Genomic DNA, 17,207 nt, shown 5'->3' with positions numbered 1-17,207 from the left:
GGGGGCCGACACCTCAGGAGGGACCCTTCCCAGGGTCACCGACCCTCCCCGGCCCCGCCGCTCCCGCCCTTCGCGCCCACAGCCCCCGCACGCGCGTCAGCGGTCCCGGACCCGATCCGCGATCCCGGCGCCCGTGGACACGGGGATCGTCGGTGACCTCGTACCGCTTCACGTACGCCCCGAGGAACGCCTGCAGGGTGGCGACCGCCGGAATGGCTATCAGCGCGCCGACGGCCCCGAGGAGAGCCGTGCCCGCGACGACCGAGCCGAAGGCGACCGCGGGATGGATGTCGACGGTCTTCGAGGTCAGCTTGGGCTGCAGCACGTAGTTCTCGAACTGCTGGTAGACCACGACGAAGATCAGCACCCACAGCGCGTACCAGGGGTCGACCGTGAAGGCGATCAGCATGGGCAGCGCGCCCGCGAGATAGGTGCCGATGGTGGGGATGAACTGCGACACCAGTCCCACCCACACCGCCAGCACGGGCGCGTAGGGCACGCCCAGGACCTCGAGCAGGACGTAGTGGGCGACGCCGGAGACCAGCGCCATCAGACCGCGCGAGTACAGGTAGCCGCCGGTCTTGTCCACCGCGATCTCCCACGCGCGCAGCACCTCGGCCTGCCGGGCGGGTGGCAGGACGGAGCACAGCGCACGCCGCAGCCGGGGGCCGTCCGCGGCGAAGTAGAACGAGAACAGCGTGATCGTCAGCAGTTGGAAGAGGCCGCCGAGGACCTGGGCGGACACGTCCAGGACGCCGGTGGCGCTGTTCTGCACGTAGGTGCGCAGCCAGTCGGAACGGAGCAGGCCCTCCTGGATGTCCACCCGTCTCAGCTCCGTGCGGAAGTGGGTGTTGACCCAGTTGATGACGGAGTCGAGGTACTCGGGGAAGTCCTCGACCATCCTGACGATCTGGCCCGCGAGCATGGACCCGAGCAGGATGACGAAACCCGCGGCGACGACCATCACGGCGAGGAAGACCAGACCGGTGGCCAGGCCTCGGCGCATCCCGCGCGCGGCCATCCAGCTCACCGCGGGCTCGATGGCCAGGGCCAGGAAGAAGGAGATGAGGATGTTGATCAGTAGGGCGGTGAGCTGGTGGAAGGCCCAGCTGCCAAGCTGGAACACGGCATAGAGGGCGAAGGCCAGCACCATGGCGCGCGGCAGCCACCGCGGCATGCGAGAGCCCGGTCCGGTGGTGGTCCGGGCGGGCGGCGTCGGGCCGGGCGGGGGTGAGCTCTCGTCAATGGGTGCCACGGACCAAGTCTCGCCCACGCCACCGGCAGCCGATCACCTTTCCATGATCTTCGTAACCGATCAGCGCCTCTCCTGTGGCACGTTCATGACGGTGCACACCACATGCCACACGTCCTTGGCGTCCCAGCCGGCGTCCAGGGCCTGCCGCACCGTACGCCCGCCGAGCTCCGTCATCACGTGATCGCGCGCGAAGGTGTCGGCGTAACCGGGACCGAAGTGGTCCGCCATCCGCTGCCAGAAGACCGTCAACCGCATGCCCCCAGTATCCCGCCCCCCGGGGCGGGTCCGAGCCCGGCCCGCCTGCCAAGGCCGCTCCCTTCCCCCGCGGTCCGGCCCACGGCCGAAACCGGAGCTTCCCCGCACTCCCCGCACTCCCCGTTCGCCCGCGCCGGACGTCTCGTCCGGCCCACCGCGCGCGTGGCCGGAACAGCGCCCCTTCGCCTTCCGCCACCGGGGCGGTGGTGCCGGCCCGGCGGAGACGGCACCGGACGCCCGCCGCAACGAGGACGGCGGACACGTCCACGCGATGGAGCCGGCCTGCGCGGCCCGGTCAGCCAGCCGCCGCACAGCGCGCACAGCCCGATTGTCAGTCCCCCGGTGCACGATGGACGCATGGTCAGCTCCGCACACCGGGCCCTGGACGGCTTCTCCCCCGCGACCCGCGGCTGGTTCACGGGCGCGTTCTCCGCGCCCACCGCCGCCCAGGCCGGCGCGTGGCAGGCCATCCGGGAGGGCTCGGACGTGCTGGTGGTCGCCCCCACCGGCTCCGGAAAGACCCTCGCCGCCTTCCTCGCCGCCCTGGACCAGCTGGCCTCCGCGCCCCCGCCCGCCGACCCGAAGAAGCGCTGCCGCGTCCTGTACGTCTCCCCCTTGAAGGCCCTCGCCGTCGACGTCGAGCGCAACCTCCGCAGCCCTCTCACCGGCATCCGCCAGGAATCCGTCCGCCTGGGCCTGCCCGAGCCCGAGGTCAGGGTGGGCATCCGTTCCGGCGACACCCCGCCCGCCGAGCGCCGCGCCCTGTCCACCCGTCCCCCGGACATCCTGATCACCACCCCGGAGTCCCTGTTCCTGATGCTGACGTCGGCCGCGCGCGACGCGCTGACCGGCATCGAGACCGTCATCCTCGACGAGGTGCACGCGGTGGCCGGCACCAAGCGCGGCGCCCACCTCGCGCTCTCCCTGGAGCGCCTCGACGAGCTGCTCCCCCGCCCGGCCCGCCGCATCGGCCTGTCGGCGACCGTCCGTCCGGTCGACGAGGTCGCCCGCTTCCTCTCCCCGCGCCGCAAGGTGGAGGTCGTCCAGCCGGAGTCGGGCAAGGAGTTCGACCTCTCCGTCGTCGTCCCGGTCGAGGACCTGGGCGAGCTGGGCGGCTCCCCGGCCGCCGACGGCACCGAGGGCGCGGAACGCCCCTCGATCTGGCCCCACGTGGAGGAGCGGATCGCGGATCTGGTCCAGTCCCACCGTTCCACGATCGTCTTCGCGAACTCCCGCCGCCTCGCGGAGCGCCTCTGCAACAGGCTCAACGAGATCGCCTACGAACGCGCGACCGGTCAACCCCTCGGCGAGGACCACGCCCCCGCCGCGCTGATGGGCGGTTCCGGGGCCGCCCAGGGCGCGCCCGCGGTCATCGCCCGCGCCCACCACGGCTCGGTCTCCAAGGAGCAGCGCTCCCTCGTCGAGGAGGACCTCAAGGCGGGCCGCCTGCCCGCCGTGGTCGCCACCTCCAGCCTGGAGCTCGGCATCGACATGGGCGCGGTCGACCTCGTCGTCCAGGTGGAGTCCCCGCCCTCGGTCGCCTCCGGCCTGCAGCGCGTCGGCCGCGCCGGTCACCAGGTCGGCGCCGTCTCCACGGGCGTGGTCTTCCCGAAGTACCGCGGCGACCTCGTCCAGGCGGCCGTGGTCACCGAGCGGATGCGCTCCGGCGCCATCGAGTCCCTGAAGATCCCCGCCAACCCCTTGGACGTCCTGGCGCAGCAGCTGGTCGCGATGACGGCGATGGACACCTGGCAGGTCGACGACCTGCTCGCCACGGTCCGCCGCGCCGCCCCCTTCGCCTCGCTGCCCGAGTCGGCGTTCACCGCCGTCCTGGACATGCTCGCGGGCCGCTACCCGTCCGACGCCTTCGCCGAACTGCGCCCGCGGGTGGTGTGGGACCGCGTCGCCGGCACGGTCACCGGACGCCCGGGAGCACAGCGCCTGGCGGTCACCTCCGGGGGCACGATCCCCGACCGGGGACTCTTCGGGGTCTTCCTCGCGGGGGCCGACCCGAAGAAGGGCGGCGGCCGGGTCGGCGAGCTCGACGAGGAAATGGTGTACGAGTCCCGCGTGGGGGACGTGTTCACGCTGGGCACCAGCTCCTGGCGCATCGAGGACATCACCCGCGACCGGGTCCTGGTCTCCCCCGCCCCGGGCGTCCCGGGGCGGCTGCCGTTCTGGAAGGGCGACCAGCTGGGCCGCCCGCTGGAGCTGGGCCGCGCGCTGGGCGCGTTCCTGCGCGAGGTCGGCTCCCTGCCGAAGGAGGACGCCCGCACGCGCCTTCGCGCCGCGGGCCTGGACGCCTGGGCGGCCGGCAACGTGCTGTCCTACCTCGACGAGCAGCGCGAGGCGTGCGGCCACGTCCCGGACGACCGGACGATCGTCGTGGAGCGGTTCCGCGACGAGCTCGGCGACTGGCGGGTGGTCGTGCACTCCCCGTTCGGTGCCCAGGTCCACGCCCCCTGGGCCCTCGCCCTCGGTACCCGTCTGTCCGAGCGGTACGGGATGGACGCGCAGGTCATGCATGCCGACGACGGCATCGTGCTGCGGCTGCCGGACGCCGATCTGCTGGGTCTGGACCTGCTGGATCAGGAGCCGGTGAGGGCCGGCACCGGGTACGACGCGGACCAGGCGCCCGTGGGCGCGGCCGACGTCGTCTTCGACAAGGACGAGGTCGACCGGATCGTCACCGACCAGGTGGGCGGCTCGGCCCTGTTCGCCGCCCGTTTCCGGGAGTGCGCCGCCCGCGCGCTGCTGCTGCCGCGCCGCGATCCCGGCAAGCGCACCCCGCTGTGGCAGCAGCGCCAGCGCGCCGCCCAGCTGCTGGAGGTGGCGAGCGAGTACGGATCGTTCCCGATCGTCCTGGAGGCGGTCCGCGAGTGCCTCCAGGACGTCTTCGACGTCCCCGGCCTGGTCGAGCTGATGGGCGACCTGGAGTCCCGCAAGGTGCGCCTGGTCGAGGTCACCACGCCGGAGCCGTCCCCCTTCGCCCGTTCCCTCCTCTTCGGTTACGTCGCCCAGTTCCTCTACGAGGGGGACTCCCCGCTCGCCGAGCGGCGTGCCGCCGCCCTCTCCCTCGACTCGCGGCTGCTGGCCGAGTTGCTCGGCCGGGCGGAGCTGCGCGAGCTGCTCGACGCGGACGTGCTGACGGAGCTGGAGCGCGAGCTGCAGTGGCTCACCGAGGACCGCCGCGTGAAGGACGTGGAGGGCGTGGCGGACGCGCTGCGGGTGCTCGGCCCGCTGACGGACGCCGAGCTGGCCGAGCGGGGCGCCGAACCGGGGTGGGCCGAGGAGCTGGCCGCCGCCCGCCGCGTGATCCGGGTCCGTGTCGCCGGCGCGGAGCACTGGGCGGCGGTCGAGGACGCGGGCCGGCTGCGGGACGCGCTCGGCACGGCGCTGCCGGTCGGTGTCCCGGAGGCCTTCACCGAGCCGGTCAAGGACCCGCTCGGTGACCTGCTCGCCCGCTACGCCCGCACCCACGGCCCGTTCACATCGGCCACGGCGGCGTCCCGTTTCGGCCTGGGCGTGGCCGTCACGGAAGGCGCCCTGCACCGGCTCGCGGCGACGGGCAGGATGGTCCAGGGTGAGTTCCACCCGGCCGGCATCGGGCAGGAGTGGTGCGATGCGGCCGTACTGCGCCGGTTGCGCCGCCGTTCCCTGGCCGCGCTGCGGCACGAGCTGGAGCCGGTGCCGCCGGCCGCGCTCGCCCAGTTCCTGCCCCAGTGGCAGCACGTCGGCAAGGGTCATGCGCTGCGCGGCACCGACGGCCTGGTGCGCGCGATCGAGCAGTTGCAGGGAGCCGCCGTGCCCGCTTCCGCTCTGGAGAAGCTGGTCCTCCCCTCCCGGGTGGCGTACTACACCCCCGCGATGCTCGACGAGCTGACCGCCGCCGGTGAGGTGGTGTGGGCCGGAGCGGGCTCGCTGCCCGGGAAGGACGGCTGGGTCTCCCTCTACCTGGCGGACGCGGCCCCGCTGCTCCTGCCGCCCCCGCACCCCTTGGAGCTCACCGCGCTCCACGAGTCGGTGCTCGGCGTCCTGTCCGGCGGCTACGGCCTGTTCTTCCGCCAGATCGCCGATCAGGTCCGCGCCACCACGCACCCCGACGTCACCGACTCGCAGCTGGCCGACGCCCTGTGGGACCTGGCCTGGTCGGGGCGGCTGACGAATGACACGCTCGCGCCCCTGCGCTCCCTGCTGGGCTCGGGCCGCACCGCGGGCTCCACGGCCCACCGCGCCCGGCGCACGGTGCCACGGGGACGCTACGGCTCCCTGACGGCCGCGGCCCGCTCCGCTTCCCGCGGCGGCCCGCCGACCGTCGCCGGCCGCTGGTCGCTCCTGCCCGCCCGGGAGGCCGACGCCACGGTGCGCGCCCATGCCCTGGCCCGCACGCTCCTGGACCGGCACGGCGTGGTGACCCGGGGCGCCGTCGCGGCCGAGGGCGCGGAGGGCGGATTCTCGGCGGCGTACCGCGTCCTGTCGGTGTTCGAGGAGAGTGGTCAGGCGCGGCGCGGCTACGTGGTCGAGGGACTGGGCGCCGCGCAGTTCGCCATGGACGGGGCCGTGGACCGTCTGCGTGCCGTGGCCAACGCCCGGGACCGCGGCGACGCCCTGCCGGGCCCCGGTTCCACCGACGGCGCCCCGGGGATCTACGGCCCGCCCGGCGGTTCCCCCGCCGAAGTCCTCGGCGCCCCCGTCGCCGGCTCCCCGTACGCCCTCGACCGGCTCGCCCCCGGCGATTACGTCTCCCCCCGCGACTACGACGCACCGGGCGCGGGCGGCCCTCGTGGCGGCGCTCCACAGCACGTCACGAGCGCCCTATGGGGCGCCTACGCACACGACCGCCCCGGCCACCGGTCCGGCGACCGCCCCTCCCCCTCCTCCCGAGCGGTCGTCCTGGCCGCCGCCGACCCGGCGAACGCCTACGGTGCCGCACTCGCCTGGCCCGAGCCCCCGGCCGGCGCGGGGCACAAGCCCGGCCGCAAGGCGGGGTCCCTGGTGGTGCTCGTCGACGGCGAGCTGACGCTGTACATGGAGCGCGGCGGCAAGACGCTGCTGGCCTGGCCCTCGTCCCCGGATGAGCACGCGGCCGGCGACCCCCGCCTGCACGCGGCCGTGGAGGCGCTCGCCGCGGCCGCCCGCGAGGGTTCCCTCGGCACGGTCACGGTGGAGCGCGTCAACGGTGCCGCCGCGCTGACCTCCCCGTTCGGCGCCCTCCTGGAGGCAGCGGGTTTCATCGCCACGCCGCGCGGCCTGCGTCTGCGGGCCTGACGGCGCGGTTCCCACGCCGGCCCGCGCGGCCCGCCCTCGTGCTCCTGCGCCGTGTCACCCTGGATCCATGCCCGAAGGAGACACGGTCTGGCAGGCCGCGCGACGGCTGCACGACGCCCTCGCGGGCAAGGTGCTGACCCGCAGCGACCTGCGGGTGCCCCGGTACGCCACCGTCGACCTCACCGGCCGCGAGGTCCTGGCCGTCGTCCCGCGCGGCAAGCACCTGCTCACGCGTATCGAGGGCGGTCTGACGCTGCACTCCCATCTCCGGATGGACGGCGCCTGGAGGGTGTTCGCCCCCGGCCGGCGCTGGAGCGGCGGTCCCGCCCACCAGATCCGCGCGGTCCTCGGCAACGCCGACCGCACGGCCGTCGGCTACCGCCTCCCCGTCCTGGAACTCCTGCGCACCACCGACGAGCACCGCGCCGTCGGCCACCTCGGCCCGGACCTGCTGGGCGCGGACTGGGATCCGGAGCGGGCGCTGGCGAACCTCCTCGCCGACCCGGCGCGCCCGGTCGGCGAGGCCCTGCTCGACCAGCGCAACCTCGCCGGCATCGGCAACGTCTACAAGTGCGAGCTCTGCTTCCTGCTCGGCGTCACGCCCTGGCTGCCGGTGGGCGAGCTGCCCACCGAACGCGCCGCGTTGCTCCTGGAACTCGCCAGGAAACTCCTGGAAGCCAACCGGGACCGCCCGGTCCGCCGCACGACGGGCCAAAGCGGCCAGGACCTGTTCGTGTACGGCCGCGCATCCCGCCCCTGCCTGCGCTGCCGCTCCTTTGTCCGCCTCGCCGACCAGGGCGACGGTTCCCGCGAACGCCCCACCTACTGGTGCCCCGGCTGCCAGTGGGGCCCCGCGCCCGCGCCGCGCGGCCGGGCCGGGGCCGGCTGACCGGGTCAGGCGGCGAGCAGGGCGTCGATCTGGCCGACCGCCTGCCGCAGGCCCTCGGCCATGCCCATGTCCACCAGCCGTTCCATGTCCTCGCGGGAGTCGAAGACCGAGCGCAGTTCCATCCGCGTCCCCCCGCCGTGTGCGGTGAGCCGCATGCGCACCGTGGTGGTCGGCATGTCCGTGCTCGGCGTTCCGTCCCGGTCGGCGAAGCCGTCGACGAACTCCAGGGACGTCGGCGGGGCGACGGACGCGATCCGCCACCAGCCGCGGTACTTCTCGCCCCCGGGGCCGGTCATGAAGTAGCCGACCTCGCCGCCCGCGGTCAGGTCGTGCTCCTCCACGGTGGCCGGGTAGCCCGGCGGACCCCACCAGCGTTCCAGCCGCCGCGGGTCGGCCCACAACTGCCACACGTGTTCGATCGGGGCGTCGAAGTCGGCGACCAGGGTGAGGGTCAGGTTGTCAAGGTCCTTGTCCACGCTGGTGACGCTCATCGTTCCTGTCCTTCCGTCGGGTCGTTCCCCTGGGGATCGGGCTCCGGGGCGAGCAGCCGGGACATCCGTTCCACCCGTCCGCGCCACGCCGTCTCCAGTTCGTCGAGGGCCTGCCGCGCCCGGTCCACGGCCTCGGGCTCGGTGCGCACGAGCTGTTCGCGCCCGCGGCGCTGTTTGGTGACCAGACCGGCCCGCTCCAGTACCGCCACGTGCTTCTGCACCGCGGCGAAACTCATCGGATACTCCTCTGCCAGCCGCGACACGGACAGCTCGCCCCGCACGCAGCGGCGGAGGATGTCGCGCCGCGTGGCATCGGCCAGAGCGTGGAACAGGCGGTCCACGGCATCGCCCACAACTCCATCTACAACCATTTGGTTGTATGTTAGCTCACCGGGCGTCCGGTGGTGAAGAGGCGGCACCGATCGCGGGAAAACTCGACGCCCGCAGGCGGCGTGCGACGCGAGGGACACGGGAGGGGGAAGACGGCCAGTGCTACGCCGGACCGGCGCCACCGTCCGGCCGGCCCCGCCGCCCCTCCCGCCCGGCCGCCCCTGCCCTCCAAGCCCGCCGCCACCGCCCCGTGCCCACGGCGCCCGCCGCCCGTTCCTTCGGCGCGCAGTGCACCGGCAGCACGCTCAGCCCCCACCCTCCGGCGGCGACCACTCCCTCCACCACCCCGGCTCCGGGTGCCACCGCCAGCCTCAGCACGGCCCACCACCACAGCGCGCCCACTCCCAGTACGACCCCCCGGCGCACGGCCCGCCCTGCCACGGCCACCACCTCCAGCCCACCGCCTCCGGCCCGGCGCCGGCCGTCCGCTCCTCGGCCGGGGACGGCGTCAGCCGTTCTCGGCCTGGAACATCCAGTGGTGCCTCTCCAGGTCCGCCGTGATCCGGATGAAGATGTCCTGGCTCACCGGATCCGGTTCGCCGGTGGCGGCGATCCGCTCCCGCATCCGGCCGATCACCGCACCCAGCACGTCCACGAGGGTCCGCACCGCGGTCCCGTCGTCGACCCACCCCTCCGGCGTCACCCCGACGCCGCTGCCGACGGCGACCGTCGCGGCGCGGCCGTCCGGCGGAACACCGAGCGCCGCGGCACGTTCCGCCACCGTGTCGGAGTGCGTGCGCGCGGTACCGACGACCTCGTCGAGCTGAAGGTGCACGGACCGGAAGCGCGGCCCGACCACGTTCCAGTGGATCTGCTTCGCCACCAGCCCCAGGTCCACCAAGTCCACGAGGGCTCCCTGCAGGGCCTCGGAGACGGTCTTCAGATTCGCGTCGGACAACGGGCTCTTCACGACGTACATCGGCACCTCCGCAGGCTCACCCCCCGCCACGTCCCTCCACGATGACCGCAGCGCCGCGCCCCGGCAAACGCACCGGAAAGAGTCGCTCACCCACCGTCACCGAAGGGGGTGCGCCCATACGAAAACCCCGGCCGGGTCCCTCCGAGTTTTCCGGAGCGGCCCCGGCCGGGGCCTCGTACTTCTTCTCAGCCTGCTTGGCCTGCACCGACTTCACATCCGCGCCATGACGTGACGCAGGCCCGCACCCGTCCTCAGGCGGCGACGACGTCCACCGCCTCGGCGGGCGCCTTGATGGTCACCCGCTCCGGTGGCACACCGGTCACCGACACGGAGCCCAGCATGGGGCGAACCGGCGTGGGCACGGGGTTGCTGGGGGTGGCAGCAGCAGACTGGGCCAGCTCGGCGAGGGCGAGCTCGTCGCTCACTTCCCGCATGAGCTCGGACATCCGTACGTCCAACGCGTCGCAGATGGCGGCGAGCAGCTCGGAGGAAGCCTCCTTCTGCCCCCGCTCCACCTCGGAGAGATAGCCGAGCGAGACTCGGGCGGACGAGGAGACTTCGCGCAGAGTACGGCCCTGGCGCTGGCGCTGCCGACGCAGCACGTCACCCAGTAGGCGACGGAGCAGAATCATCGGTGGCTCCCTCCTCGGACCGCGTAGCCGCATCCTTCACGCCCCACCGTACCGCCTCGCGCCGCGGCCGTGCGGGGAGCGATGTCGTGTTCACTCAGGGCTGCAAACATCAAAACCCCCCGTTCCGTTCCGTATCCTGTGCCCGCTCATTCCCGGTCTGTTCGCCCGCAAGCTCCTTCAAAAGGAGTCCGAGCACGCTCCGTGTACTCTCCATACGAATTTCCGCGCGGTCTCCGTTCAACCGCAGCGCCTCCACTTTTCCGCCCGAGGCGGAATCCCCGGCGGTTCCCGAGGGCCCGTCCACGGCCACGAACACCGTTCCGACGGGCTGTCCGTCCTGTGGGTCGGGGCCGGCGACACCGGTCGTCGCGACACCCCAGTCGGCGCCGAGCGCCTTCCGCACGCCGGCCGCCATCTGGGCCGCGACCTGCGGGTCCACCGCGCCTCGCGCGGCCAGCAGGGCCGCGTCCACGCCCAGCAGCCGGTGCTTCAGCCCGGTCGCGTAGGCGGTGACCGAACCCAGGAAGACCTTGGACGCCCCGGGGACGGACGTGATCTGCGCGGCGACGAGACCACCGGTCAGCGACTCGGCGACCGCGAGGGTCGCCCCCCTCACCGTGAGGAGTCGCACCACGTCGGCGGCCGGGGAACTCAAGCTTCCGTCTCCTTCAACGCCGCCCGGCGCTCGGCGATTCCCCGCCTGCGCAACACGATGGCCTGCCTGATGTAGTCCAGTCCGGTCACCACGGTCAGGACGACCGCCGCCGCCATCACCCAGAACCTCAGGGTCGCCAGGGGCCCCGTCAGCGCCAGGACGTACATCCCGACCGCCACCCCCTGGGTGAGCGTCTTGAGCTTGCCGCCGCGGCTGGCGGGGATGACGCCGTAGCGGATGACGACGAAGCGCAGCACGGTGATGCCGAGTTCCCGGCCGAGGATGACGGCGGTGACCCACCACGGCAGGTCGCCCAGCGCCGAGAGGCAGATCAGCGCCGCCCCCATGATCGCCTTGTCGGCGATGGGGTCGGCGATCTTCCCGAAGTCCGTGACCAGGTTGTACGTGCGGGCCAGGTGTCCGTCGAAGAGGTCGGTGATCATGGCGATGGCGAAGGCGGCCCAGGCCAGCGAGCGCCACGCCGGGTCGTACCCGCCGTCGGCCAGCATCAGCGCGACGAACCCCGGTACGAGGATCAGCCGGAGCATCGTCAGCAGGTTGGCGACGTTCCAGACACTGGCCTGGTCGACGGCGGCAGCGGCCAGCTTCCCGCCCCGCGCCGGCTTCGCGCCGCCCGGCGACTCCGCCTCCGCGGACGCGGCACCCTCACCAAGGGCCCCTCCGTGAGCGGCCGTGAACCCGGCCTCGTCCCCGGCACCGGAAGCACCACCGCTGCCCGGCGCACCGCCGTCACCCGTCCCGGACCCACCCGGCCCGGCGTTCCCGCCGTCGGCGGGGACGCCGGCACCGGCCACGCGCCCTCCGGTCCCCCGCGCGTCGGCTCCCCGTGCCACGGTGCCGCCCGGGACCGCACGCCCCGCCGCCACCGGCCCCGCCTGAGCGGCGCCCGGCACCACCCGCGCGCCGACCCTGCGCGCACCGGAGGGGCCTCCTGCCGCGGACGCCGGGATCCCGGTCATCTGCCCGCCTCCTCACTCCACGCGAGCGAGCCCCGCAGCGGCTCGGCCACGAGGTCGACACCTTCCGTACCGACCACCTTCGCGTCGACCATAAGACCGGTGCTCAAACCTTCGCCGCTCGTGAGCAGCACCTGGCCGTCCGTCTCGGGCGCCTGGTGCGCCGCGCGCCCGTACACGCCCTCCTCGTCGTCCACGGACTCCACGAGCACCCGCACGGTCTCGCCCACGCGCTCCTCGGCCCGCTGCGAGACGAGTTCCTCGGCGAGGCGGGAGACCCTGGCCAGCCGCTCGGCGACGACCTCCTCGTCGAGCTTGTTCTCGTACGTCGCCGCCTCCGTGCCCTCCTCGTCGGAGTAGCCGAAGACACCGATGGCGTCCAGCCGCGCGTGGTTCAGGAACCGCTCCAGCTCGGCGAGGTCGGCCTCGGACTCGCCGGGGAAGCCCACGATGAAGTTGGAGCGCACGCCGGCCTCGGGAGCCTTGCTCCGGATGGTGTCGAGCAGTTCCAGGAAGCGGTCGGTGTCGCCGAAGCGGCGCATCGCGCGCAGCACGCCGGGCGCGGAGTGCTGGAAGGACAGGTCGAAGTACGGGGCGACCTTCGGCGTCGAGGTCAGGACGTCGATCAGCCCCGGGCGCATCTCGGCCGGCTGGAGGTAGCTGACGCGCACCCGCTCGATGCCGTCGACCGCGGCCAGTTCCGGCAGCAGCGCCTCCAGCAGGCGGATGTCGCCGAGGTCCTTGCCGTAGGAGGTGTTGTTCTCGGAGACCAGCATGATCTCCTTCACCCCCTGCTCGGCCAGCCACCGCGTCTCGTTCAGCACGTCGCCGGGGCGGCGGGAGATGAAGGAGCCGCGGAAGGAGGGGATGGCGCAGAACGAGCAGCGCCGGTCGCAGCCGGAGGCCAGCTTCACCGAGGCGACGGGGGAGCCGTCCAGGCGGCGGCGCAGCGGCGCGCGGGGGCCGGAGGCCGGGGCGAGGCCGTCGGGGAGGTCCTCGGGCGCGCCGTGGCCGGGCAGCGCCACCTCCTCCGAGACGGCCTGCCGCTCGACGGGGCTGATCGGCAGCAGCTTGCGCCGGTCGCGCGGGGTGTGGGCGGCGTGGATCCCGCCGTTCAGGATGGTCTGGAGGCGGTCGGAGATGTCGGTGTAGTCGTCGAAGCCGAGCACGCCGTCGGCCTCGGGAAGGGCCTCGGCGAGCTCCTTGCCGTACCGCTCGGCCATGCAGCCCACGGCCACCACGGCCTGCGTTCTGCCGTGGCCCTTGAGGTCGTTGGCTTCCAGGAGGGCGTCGACGGAGTCCTTCTTGGCGGCCTCCACGAAGCCGCACGTGTTCACGACGGCGACGTCCGCGTCCGCGGCGTCCTCCACGAGCTGCCAGCCGTCCGCTTCCAAACGGCCTGCGAGCTCCTCGGAGTCCACCTCGTTACGGGCGCAGCCAAGGGTGACCAGTGCGACGGTACGGCGTTCAGGCATGGGCTCAAGAGTACTTCGTCCCGCTGACGGCCCACGTCGACGGGGTTGGCCGATCCCGGCCGGCCCCGTACCCACTCCGCCTCCCGGGCCGCTTATCCGACCTCGGGATCGCCCTTGGTGTACGTCAGCCGCTCCACGGAACCCGGCCGGAAATCGTCCTGGATCCTCTTGCCGTTGACGTACAGCTGGATGGCGCCGGCGTCCCCGAGGACGAGGTCGATCCTCGAGTTGTCCTGGAAGGTCCTGGAGTCGCCCTGCTCGAGCAGGCCGTCGAAGAGCAGCCGCCCGCTGTGGTCCTTGGCGGAGATCCAGCTGCGGCCGTCGGGGGCGCTCACCTGCACCGTCACCTTGTCCCGGGGCGCGGCGGCGATGGCGCTGTCGGTCGGGTCCGGCTTGGGGTCGGCGGGCTTCTTCGTCGTCCCGGCGCGGGGCGGGGCGGACGTCCCGGTCGTGGGCGCGGCGCCCCCGGCGACCTGCTCCCTGCCGCCGCCGTCGCCGCCCTTGACCATCGTGAACCCGACGAAGCCGATCACGACGACGATCGCGGCGACCATGGCCGCCGTCCAGTTCGGCCCGCGCCGCTCGGGACGGATGCGTTCGGCTTCGAACAGCGGCGCGGCCGGGGTCGGCGCCGGCCGCCCGCCGCGTTCGGCGTCGTACTGGGCGATCAGCGGTTCCGGATCGAGCTGTACGGCCCTGGCCAGGGTCCGGATGTGGCCGCGGGCGTAGACGTCGCCGCCGCAGGGCGCGAAGTCGTCCGCCTCGATGGCGTGCACGATGGCGATACGGACTCGGGTGGCGGCGCTGATGTCGTCGACGGTCAACCCGGCGGCGATGCGCGCCTGCTGCAGGGCACGGCCGATGGAGGGGCGGGTTTCCTCGGAAACGTCTTCGAACGGACGCTCGTCTTCAGGGGAGTTGCCGATGGACACGGGGGCGCCTTTCGAGCGTATAGCCACCTGTGCTGGACGTTCAGTCTAGGGGGGATGCAAACGGGTGGGGCAACCGGGCGGCGGGACTTTGTACGCCATCGGAATGGCCCGGCATCCCGACGGTGGTCCACTGTTTGCCACTTCCCCCAACTTGACGTACACCGCGGGGAAACGGTTGCTCGATGATCCGCTACGGATGGGTCACGATCACGCACCCGTCCGCCCCGCTCGGCTCCGCGGGGCAGACGGCGCCCCGGCCCCCTATCCTTCGGCCTCCCCCCGGAGCAGGGCGAGCACGCCGTCCAGCTCGTCGGGCTTCACCAGGACGTCACGCGCCTTGGACCCCTCGCTCGGTCCGACGATGTTGCGTGACTCCATCAGGTCCATCAGGCGCCCCGCCTTGGCGAAGCCGACGCGCAGCTTGCGCTGGAGCATGGACGTCGACCCGAACTGCGTGGAGACCACCAGTTCGGCCGCCTGGCACAGCAGGTCGAGGTCGTCGCCGATGTCCTCGTCGATCTCCTTCTTCTGCTTGCCGCCGACGACGACGTCGTCCCGGAAGACGGGCGCCATCTGCTCCTTGCAGTGCCGGACGACGGCCGCGACCTCCTCCTCGGTCACGAACGCGCCCTGCATGCGCACCGGCTTGTTCGCGCCCATCGGCAGGAACAGCCCGTCGCCCTTGCCGATCAGCTTCTCGGCGCCCGGCTGGTCGAGGATGACGCGGCTGTCGGCGAGGGAGGAGGTGGCGAAGGCGAGGCGGGACGGCACGTTGGCCTTGATCAGGCCGGTGACGACGTCGACGGACGGCCGCTGCGTGGCGAGCACCAGGTGGATGCCGGCCGCGCGCGCGAGCTGCGTGATCCGCACGATGGCGTCCTCGACGTCGCGCGGCGCGACCATCATCAGGTCGGCCAGCTCGTCCACGATCACCAGCAGGTACGGGTACGGCTGGAGTTCCCGTTCGCTGCCCTTTGGCGGTTCGACCTTCCCCTCGCGCACCGCGCGGTTGAAGTCGTCGATGTGCCGGTAGCCGTACGCCGCCAGGTCGTCGTAGCGCAGGTCCATCTCGCGGACGACCCACTGCAGTGCCTCGGCGGCCCGCTTGGGGTTGGTGATGATCGGCGTGATCAGGTGCGGGATGCCCTCGTACGCCGTCAGCTCCACGCGCTTGGGGTCGACCAGGATCATCCGGACGTCCTCGGGGGTCGCCCGCATCATGACCGAGGTGATCAGGCAGTTGATGCAGGACGACTTGCCGGAGCCGGTGGCGCCCGCGACCAGCATGTGCGGCATCTTCGCCAGCGAGTGCATGACGTAGCCGCCCTCGACGTCCTTGCCGAAGGCCACCAGCATCGGGTCGTCGTCCTCGGCGGACTCCGCCAGGCGCAGCACGTCCCCGAGGTTGACCATCTCCCGGTCGGTGTTGGGGATCTCGATGCCGACCGCCGACTTGCCGGGGATCGGCGAGATGATCCGCACGTCCGGGCTGGCGACGGCGTAGGCGATGTTCTTCGTCAGCGCGGTGATCCGCTCGACCTTCACGGCGGGCCCGAGCTCGACCTCGTAGCGGGTGACCGTCGGCCCGCGCGTGAAGCCGGTGACGCGGGCGTCCACCTTGAATTCGGTGAAGACGGTGGTCAGCGCCTCCACGACCGCGTCGTTGGCGGCGCTGCGCGCCTTGCCGGGGCCCCCGCGCCTGAGGAGGTCCAGGGACGGCAACGCGTAGGTGATGTCGCCGGACAGCTGGAGCTGCTCGGCGCGCGGCGGCAGGTCGCGGGGTTCGGCGGGCGGGGTCTTGGTGAGGTCGGGGACCGCGCTCTTCGGCTCTGCCGGCCCGGGCCGCGGGTGTTCCTGCTCGGGTCGCGCGGCGGGTACGGGCGCCGGGGTCGGCACGGCCTGCTCGCGGTCGCCCGCGCGCACGCCCTGGGTGAGGTCGGCGACCACCGGCGACGGCGGCATCCCGTGCAGTACCGCCCCGTCGAGGTCGGCGGCGGCCGCCGCGGCGATGTCCACGGCGTCCGGCCGCCGGTTCGTGCCGGGCTGCGGCGCGGCGTACCGCCGGGGGCTGCCGCGGCGCCGGGCCGGTGCCTCCTGCTCGGCGGTCCCGGCGTCGTACGCCGCCGGGACCGGGCCGCGCCTGCGCGGTTTCGTCGGCAGCGCCTCCCGCCACTGCTCCTCGTACCGCTCGTCGTCCTCGGTGAACTCCTCGGCCGCGGGGTCGCGGACGAGGCCGAGGCGCACGCCGAGCAGTCGCAGCCGCTGCGGGACGGCGTTGACCGGGGTCGCCGTCACGACCAGCAGCCCGAAGACCGTCAGCAGCACGAGCAGCGGAACGGCCAGGACATCGGTCATGGTGTACGACAGCGGGGTCGCCGCCGCCCAGCCGATGAGGCCGCCGGCGTCCCGTATGGCCTGCATGCCGGCGCTGCGGGCGGGCGAGCCGCAGGCGATGTGGACCTGGCCGAGCACGCCGATGACGAGCGCGGACAGGCCGATCACGATGCGTCCGTTGGCCTCGGGCTTCTCCGGATGCCGGATGAGGCGCACGGCGATGACGGCGACCAGGATCGGCACGAGCAGATCGAGTCGGCCGAACGCGCCGGTCACCAGGATCTCGACGAGGTCGCCGACGGGGCCCTCCAGGTCGGCCCAGGTGCCCGCGGCGACGATCAGCGCGATGGCGAGCAGCAGCAGCGCGACGCCGTCCTTGCGGTGCGCCGGGTCGAGGTTCCTCGCGCCCTGCCCCATGCCGCGGAACACGGCGCCGACGGCGTGCGCGAGGCCCAGCCAGAGGGCGCGCACGAGGCGGTACACGCCGCTGGTGGGGCTGGGTGCCGACGCGGGTGCGGGCCTCTTCGCCGCGGCCTTCTTGGCGGGTGCCCTCCGCGCGGGCGCCTTCTTCGCGGCGGGGGCCCTCTTCGCGGCGGCCTTCCTCGCCGGAGCCTTCACGGGAGCGGCCGGCTTCTTCGCGGGCTGCTTCTTGGCTGCGGAAGGACGTGGGGCCATGGGTGTGAGATTACCGGGGGAGGCGGGAGCGGACACGTGTGTCTCCTGCTTCACCCGTTC

14 protein-coding genes are annotated in these 17,207 nt (G+C 73.2%); 2 read left to right on the top strand and 12 right to left on the bottom strand.

All coding sequences use genetic code 11. The features are described 5' to 3' along the window. Positions 1-13 precede the first annotated feature (13 nt). Together ACSU6Z_RS22165 and ACSU6Z_RS22160 are read right to left on the bottom strand one after the other, a co-directional pair. The gene (locus ACSU6Z_RS22165; protein ID WP_437050422.1) at positions 14-1,177 is read right to left on the bottom strand and encodes an AI-2E family transporter; all 1,164 of its coding nucleotides are present in this window, start codon (positions 1,175-1,177) and stop codon (positions 14-16) included. Between the two features lie 138 nt (positions 1,178-1,315). Continuing rightward, complete coding sequence (locus ACSU6Z_RS22160) at positions 1,316-1,510, bottom strand: DUF3046 domain-containing protein (protein WP_437048072.1); 195 nt, start codon at positions 1,508-1,510, stop codon at positions 1,316-1,318. A gap of 357 nt (positions 1,511-1,867) precedes the next feature. Here ACSU6Z_RS22160 and ACSU6Z_RS22155 point away from each other — a divergent pair, with 357 nt between their 5' ends. After that, positions 1,868-6,778 (top strand): ATP-dependent helicase, encoded by a 4,911-nt coding sequence (locus ACSU6Z_RS22155; protein WP_437048070.1) that lies wholly within the window; start codon positions 1,868-1,870, stop codon positions 6,776-6,778. A gap of 67 nt (positions 6,779-6,845) precedes the next feature. Then, a complete protein-coding gene (locus tag ACSU6Z_RS22150) occupies positions 6,846-7,667 on the top strand; it encodes a DNA-formamidopyrimidine glycosylase family protein (RefSeq protein WP_437048069.1) in 822 nt (273 codons plus the stop codon). A 5-nt stretch (positions 7,668-7,672) separates the two neighbouring features. Here the strand turns inward: ACSU6Z_RS22150 and ACSU6Z_RS22145 are convergent, their stop codons facing one another. From ACSU6Z_RS22145 to ACSU6Z_RS22100, 10 genes are all read right to left on the bottom strand, one after another. Beyond that, the gene (locus tag ACSU6Z_RS22145; protein ID WP_437048067.1) at positions 7,673-8,158 is read right to left on the bottom strand and encodes an SRPBCC family protein; all 486 of its coding nucleotides are present in this window, start codon (positions 8,156-8,158) and stop codon (positions 7,673-7,675) included. Further along, the gene (locus ACSU6Z_RS22140; protein ID WP_437048066.1) at positions 8,155-8,529 is read right to left on the bottom strand and encodes an ArsR/SmtB family transcription factor; all 375 of its coding nucleotides are present in this window, start codon (positions 8,527-8,529) and stop codon (positions 8,155-8,157) included. The genes ACSU6Z_RS22145 and ACSU6Z_RS22140 overlap by 4 nt, the downstream gene beginning before the upstream one ends. Positions 8,530-8,650: 121 nt before the next feature. Next, on the bottom strand, positions 8,651-8,929 hold the full coding sequence (locus ACSU6Z_RS22135) for a hypothetical protein (RefSeq protein ID WP_437048064.1): 279 nt from the start codon (positions 8,927-8,929) through the stop codon (positions 8,651-8,653). Between the two features lie 67 nt (positions 8,930-8,996). Continuing rightward, positions 8,997-9,467 carry a Dps family protein gene (locus tag ACSU6Z_RS22130; RefSeq protein WP_437048062.1) on the bottom strand — a complete coding sequence of 157 codons (471 nt, stop codon included), beginning with the start codon at positions 9,465-9,467 and terminating at the stop codon, positions 8,997-8,999. A 251-nt stretch (positions 9,468-9,718) separates the two neighbouring features. Further along, positions 9,719-10,099, bottom strand: coding sequence for a helix-turn-helix domain-containing protein (locus ACSU6Z_RS22125; RefSeq protein ID WP_437015608.1), 381 nt, complete (start codon positions 10,097-10,099; stop codon positions 9,719-9,721). Between the two features lie 109 nt (positions 10,100-10,208). Beyond that, positions 10,209-10,754 carry a CinA family protein gene (locus ACSU6Z_RS22120; protein WP_437048061.1) on the bottom strand — a complete coding sequence of 182 codons (546 nt, stop codon included), beginning with the start codon at positions 10,752-10,754 and terminating at the stop codon, positions 10,209-10,211. Further along, positions 10,751-11,734 (bottom strand): CDP-diacylglycerol--glycerol-3-phosphate 3-phosphatidyltransferase, encoded by a 984-nt coding sequence (gene pgsA / locus ACSU6Z_RS22115; protein WP_437048060.1) that lies wholly within the window; start codon positions 11,732-11,734, stop codon positions 10,751-10,753. The genes ACSU6Z_RS22120 and pgsA overlap by 4 nt, the downstream gene beginning before the upstream one ends. Next, positions 11,731-13,206, bottom strand: coding sequence for a 30S ribosomal protein S12 methylthiotransferase RimO (gene rimO, locus ACSU6Z_RS22110; protein ID WP_437048058.1), 1,476 nt, complete (start codon positions 13,204-13,206; stop codon positions 11,731-11,733). Before rimO ends, pgsA begins: the two co-directional genes overlap by 4 nt. Before the next feature lie 92 nt (positions 13,207-13,298). Continuing rightward, the gene (locus tag ACSU6Z_RS22105) at positions 13,299-14,138 is read right to left on the bottom strand and encodes a helix-turn-helix domain-containing protein (RefSeq protein ID WP_437048056.1); all 840 of its coding nucleotides are present in this window, start codon (positions 14,136-14,138) and stop codon (positions 13,299-13,301) included. Between the two features lie 261 nt (positions 14,139-14,399). After that, positions 14,400-17,147, bottom strand: coding sequence for a DNA translocase FtsK (locus tag ACSU6Z_RS22100; protein ID WP_437048054.1), 2,748 nt, complete (start codon positions 17,145-17,147; stop codon positions 14,400-14,402). Between the last annotated feature and the right edge of the window lie 60 nt (positions 17,148-17,207).

The organism is Streptomyces sp. enrichment culture (assembly GCF_964273145.1).
GTDB lineage: Bacteria > Actinomycetota > Actinomycetes > Streptomycetales > Streptomycetaceae > Streptomyces.
This window is presented reverse-complemented; position numbering and strand designations above follow the sequence as displayed.

Bases quoted from the DNA above. Each gene is read 5' to 3' on its own strand.
- ACSU6Z_RS22165 (WP_437050422.1), bottom strand. From the start codon at position 1,177: ATGCCGCGGTGGCTGCCGCGCGCCATGGTGCTGGCCTTCGCCCTCTAT.
- ACSU6Z_RS22160 (WP_437048072.1), bottom strand. From the start codon at position 1,510: ATGCGGTTGACGGTCTTCTGGCAGCGGATGGCGGACCACTTCGGTCCC.
- ACSU6Z_RS22155 (WP_437048070.1), top strand. From the start codon at position 1,868: ATGGTCAGCTCCGCACACCGGGCCCTGGACGGCTTCTCCCCCGCGACC.
- ACSU6Z_RS22150 (WP_437048069.1), top strand. From the start codon at position 6,846: ATGCCCGAAGGAGACACGGTCTGGCAGGCCGCGCGACGGCTGCACGAC.
- ACSU6Z_RS22145 (WP_437048067.1), bottom strand. From the start codon at position 8,158: ATGAGCGTCACCAGCGTGGACAAGGACCTTGACAACCTGACCCTCACC.
- ACSU6Z_RS22140 (WP_437048066.1), bottom strand. From the start codon at position 8,529: ATGGTTGTAGATGGAGTTGTGGGCGATGCCGTGGACCGCCTGTTCCAC.
- ACSU6Z_RS22130 (WP_437048062.1), bottom strand. From the start codon at position 9,467: ATGTACGTCGTGAAGAGCCCGTTGTCCGACGCGAATCTGAAGACCGTC.
- ACSU6Z_RS22125 (WP_437015608.1), bottom strand. From the start codon at position 10,099: ATGATTCTGCTCCGTCGCCTACTGGGTGACGTGCTGCGTCGGCAGCGC.
- pgsA (WP_437048060.1), bottom strand. From the start codon at position 11,734: ATGACCGGGATCCCGGCGTCCGCGGCAGGAGGCCCCTCCGGTGCGCGC.
- rimO (WP_437048058.1), bottom strand. From the start codon at position 13,206: ATGCCTGAACGCCGTACCGTCGCACTGGTCACCCTTGGCTGCGCCCGT.
- ACSU6Z_RS22100 (WP_437048054.1), bottom strand. From the start codon at position 17,147: ATGGCCCCACGTCCTTCCGCAGCCAAGAAGCAGCCCGCGAAGAAGCCG.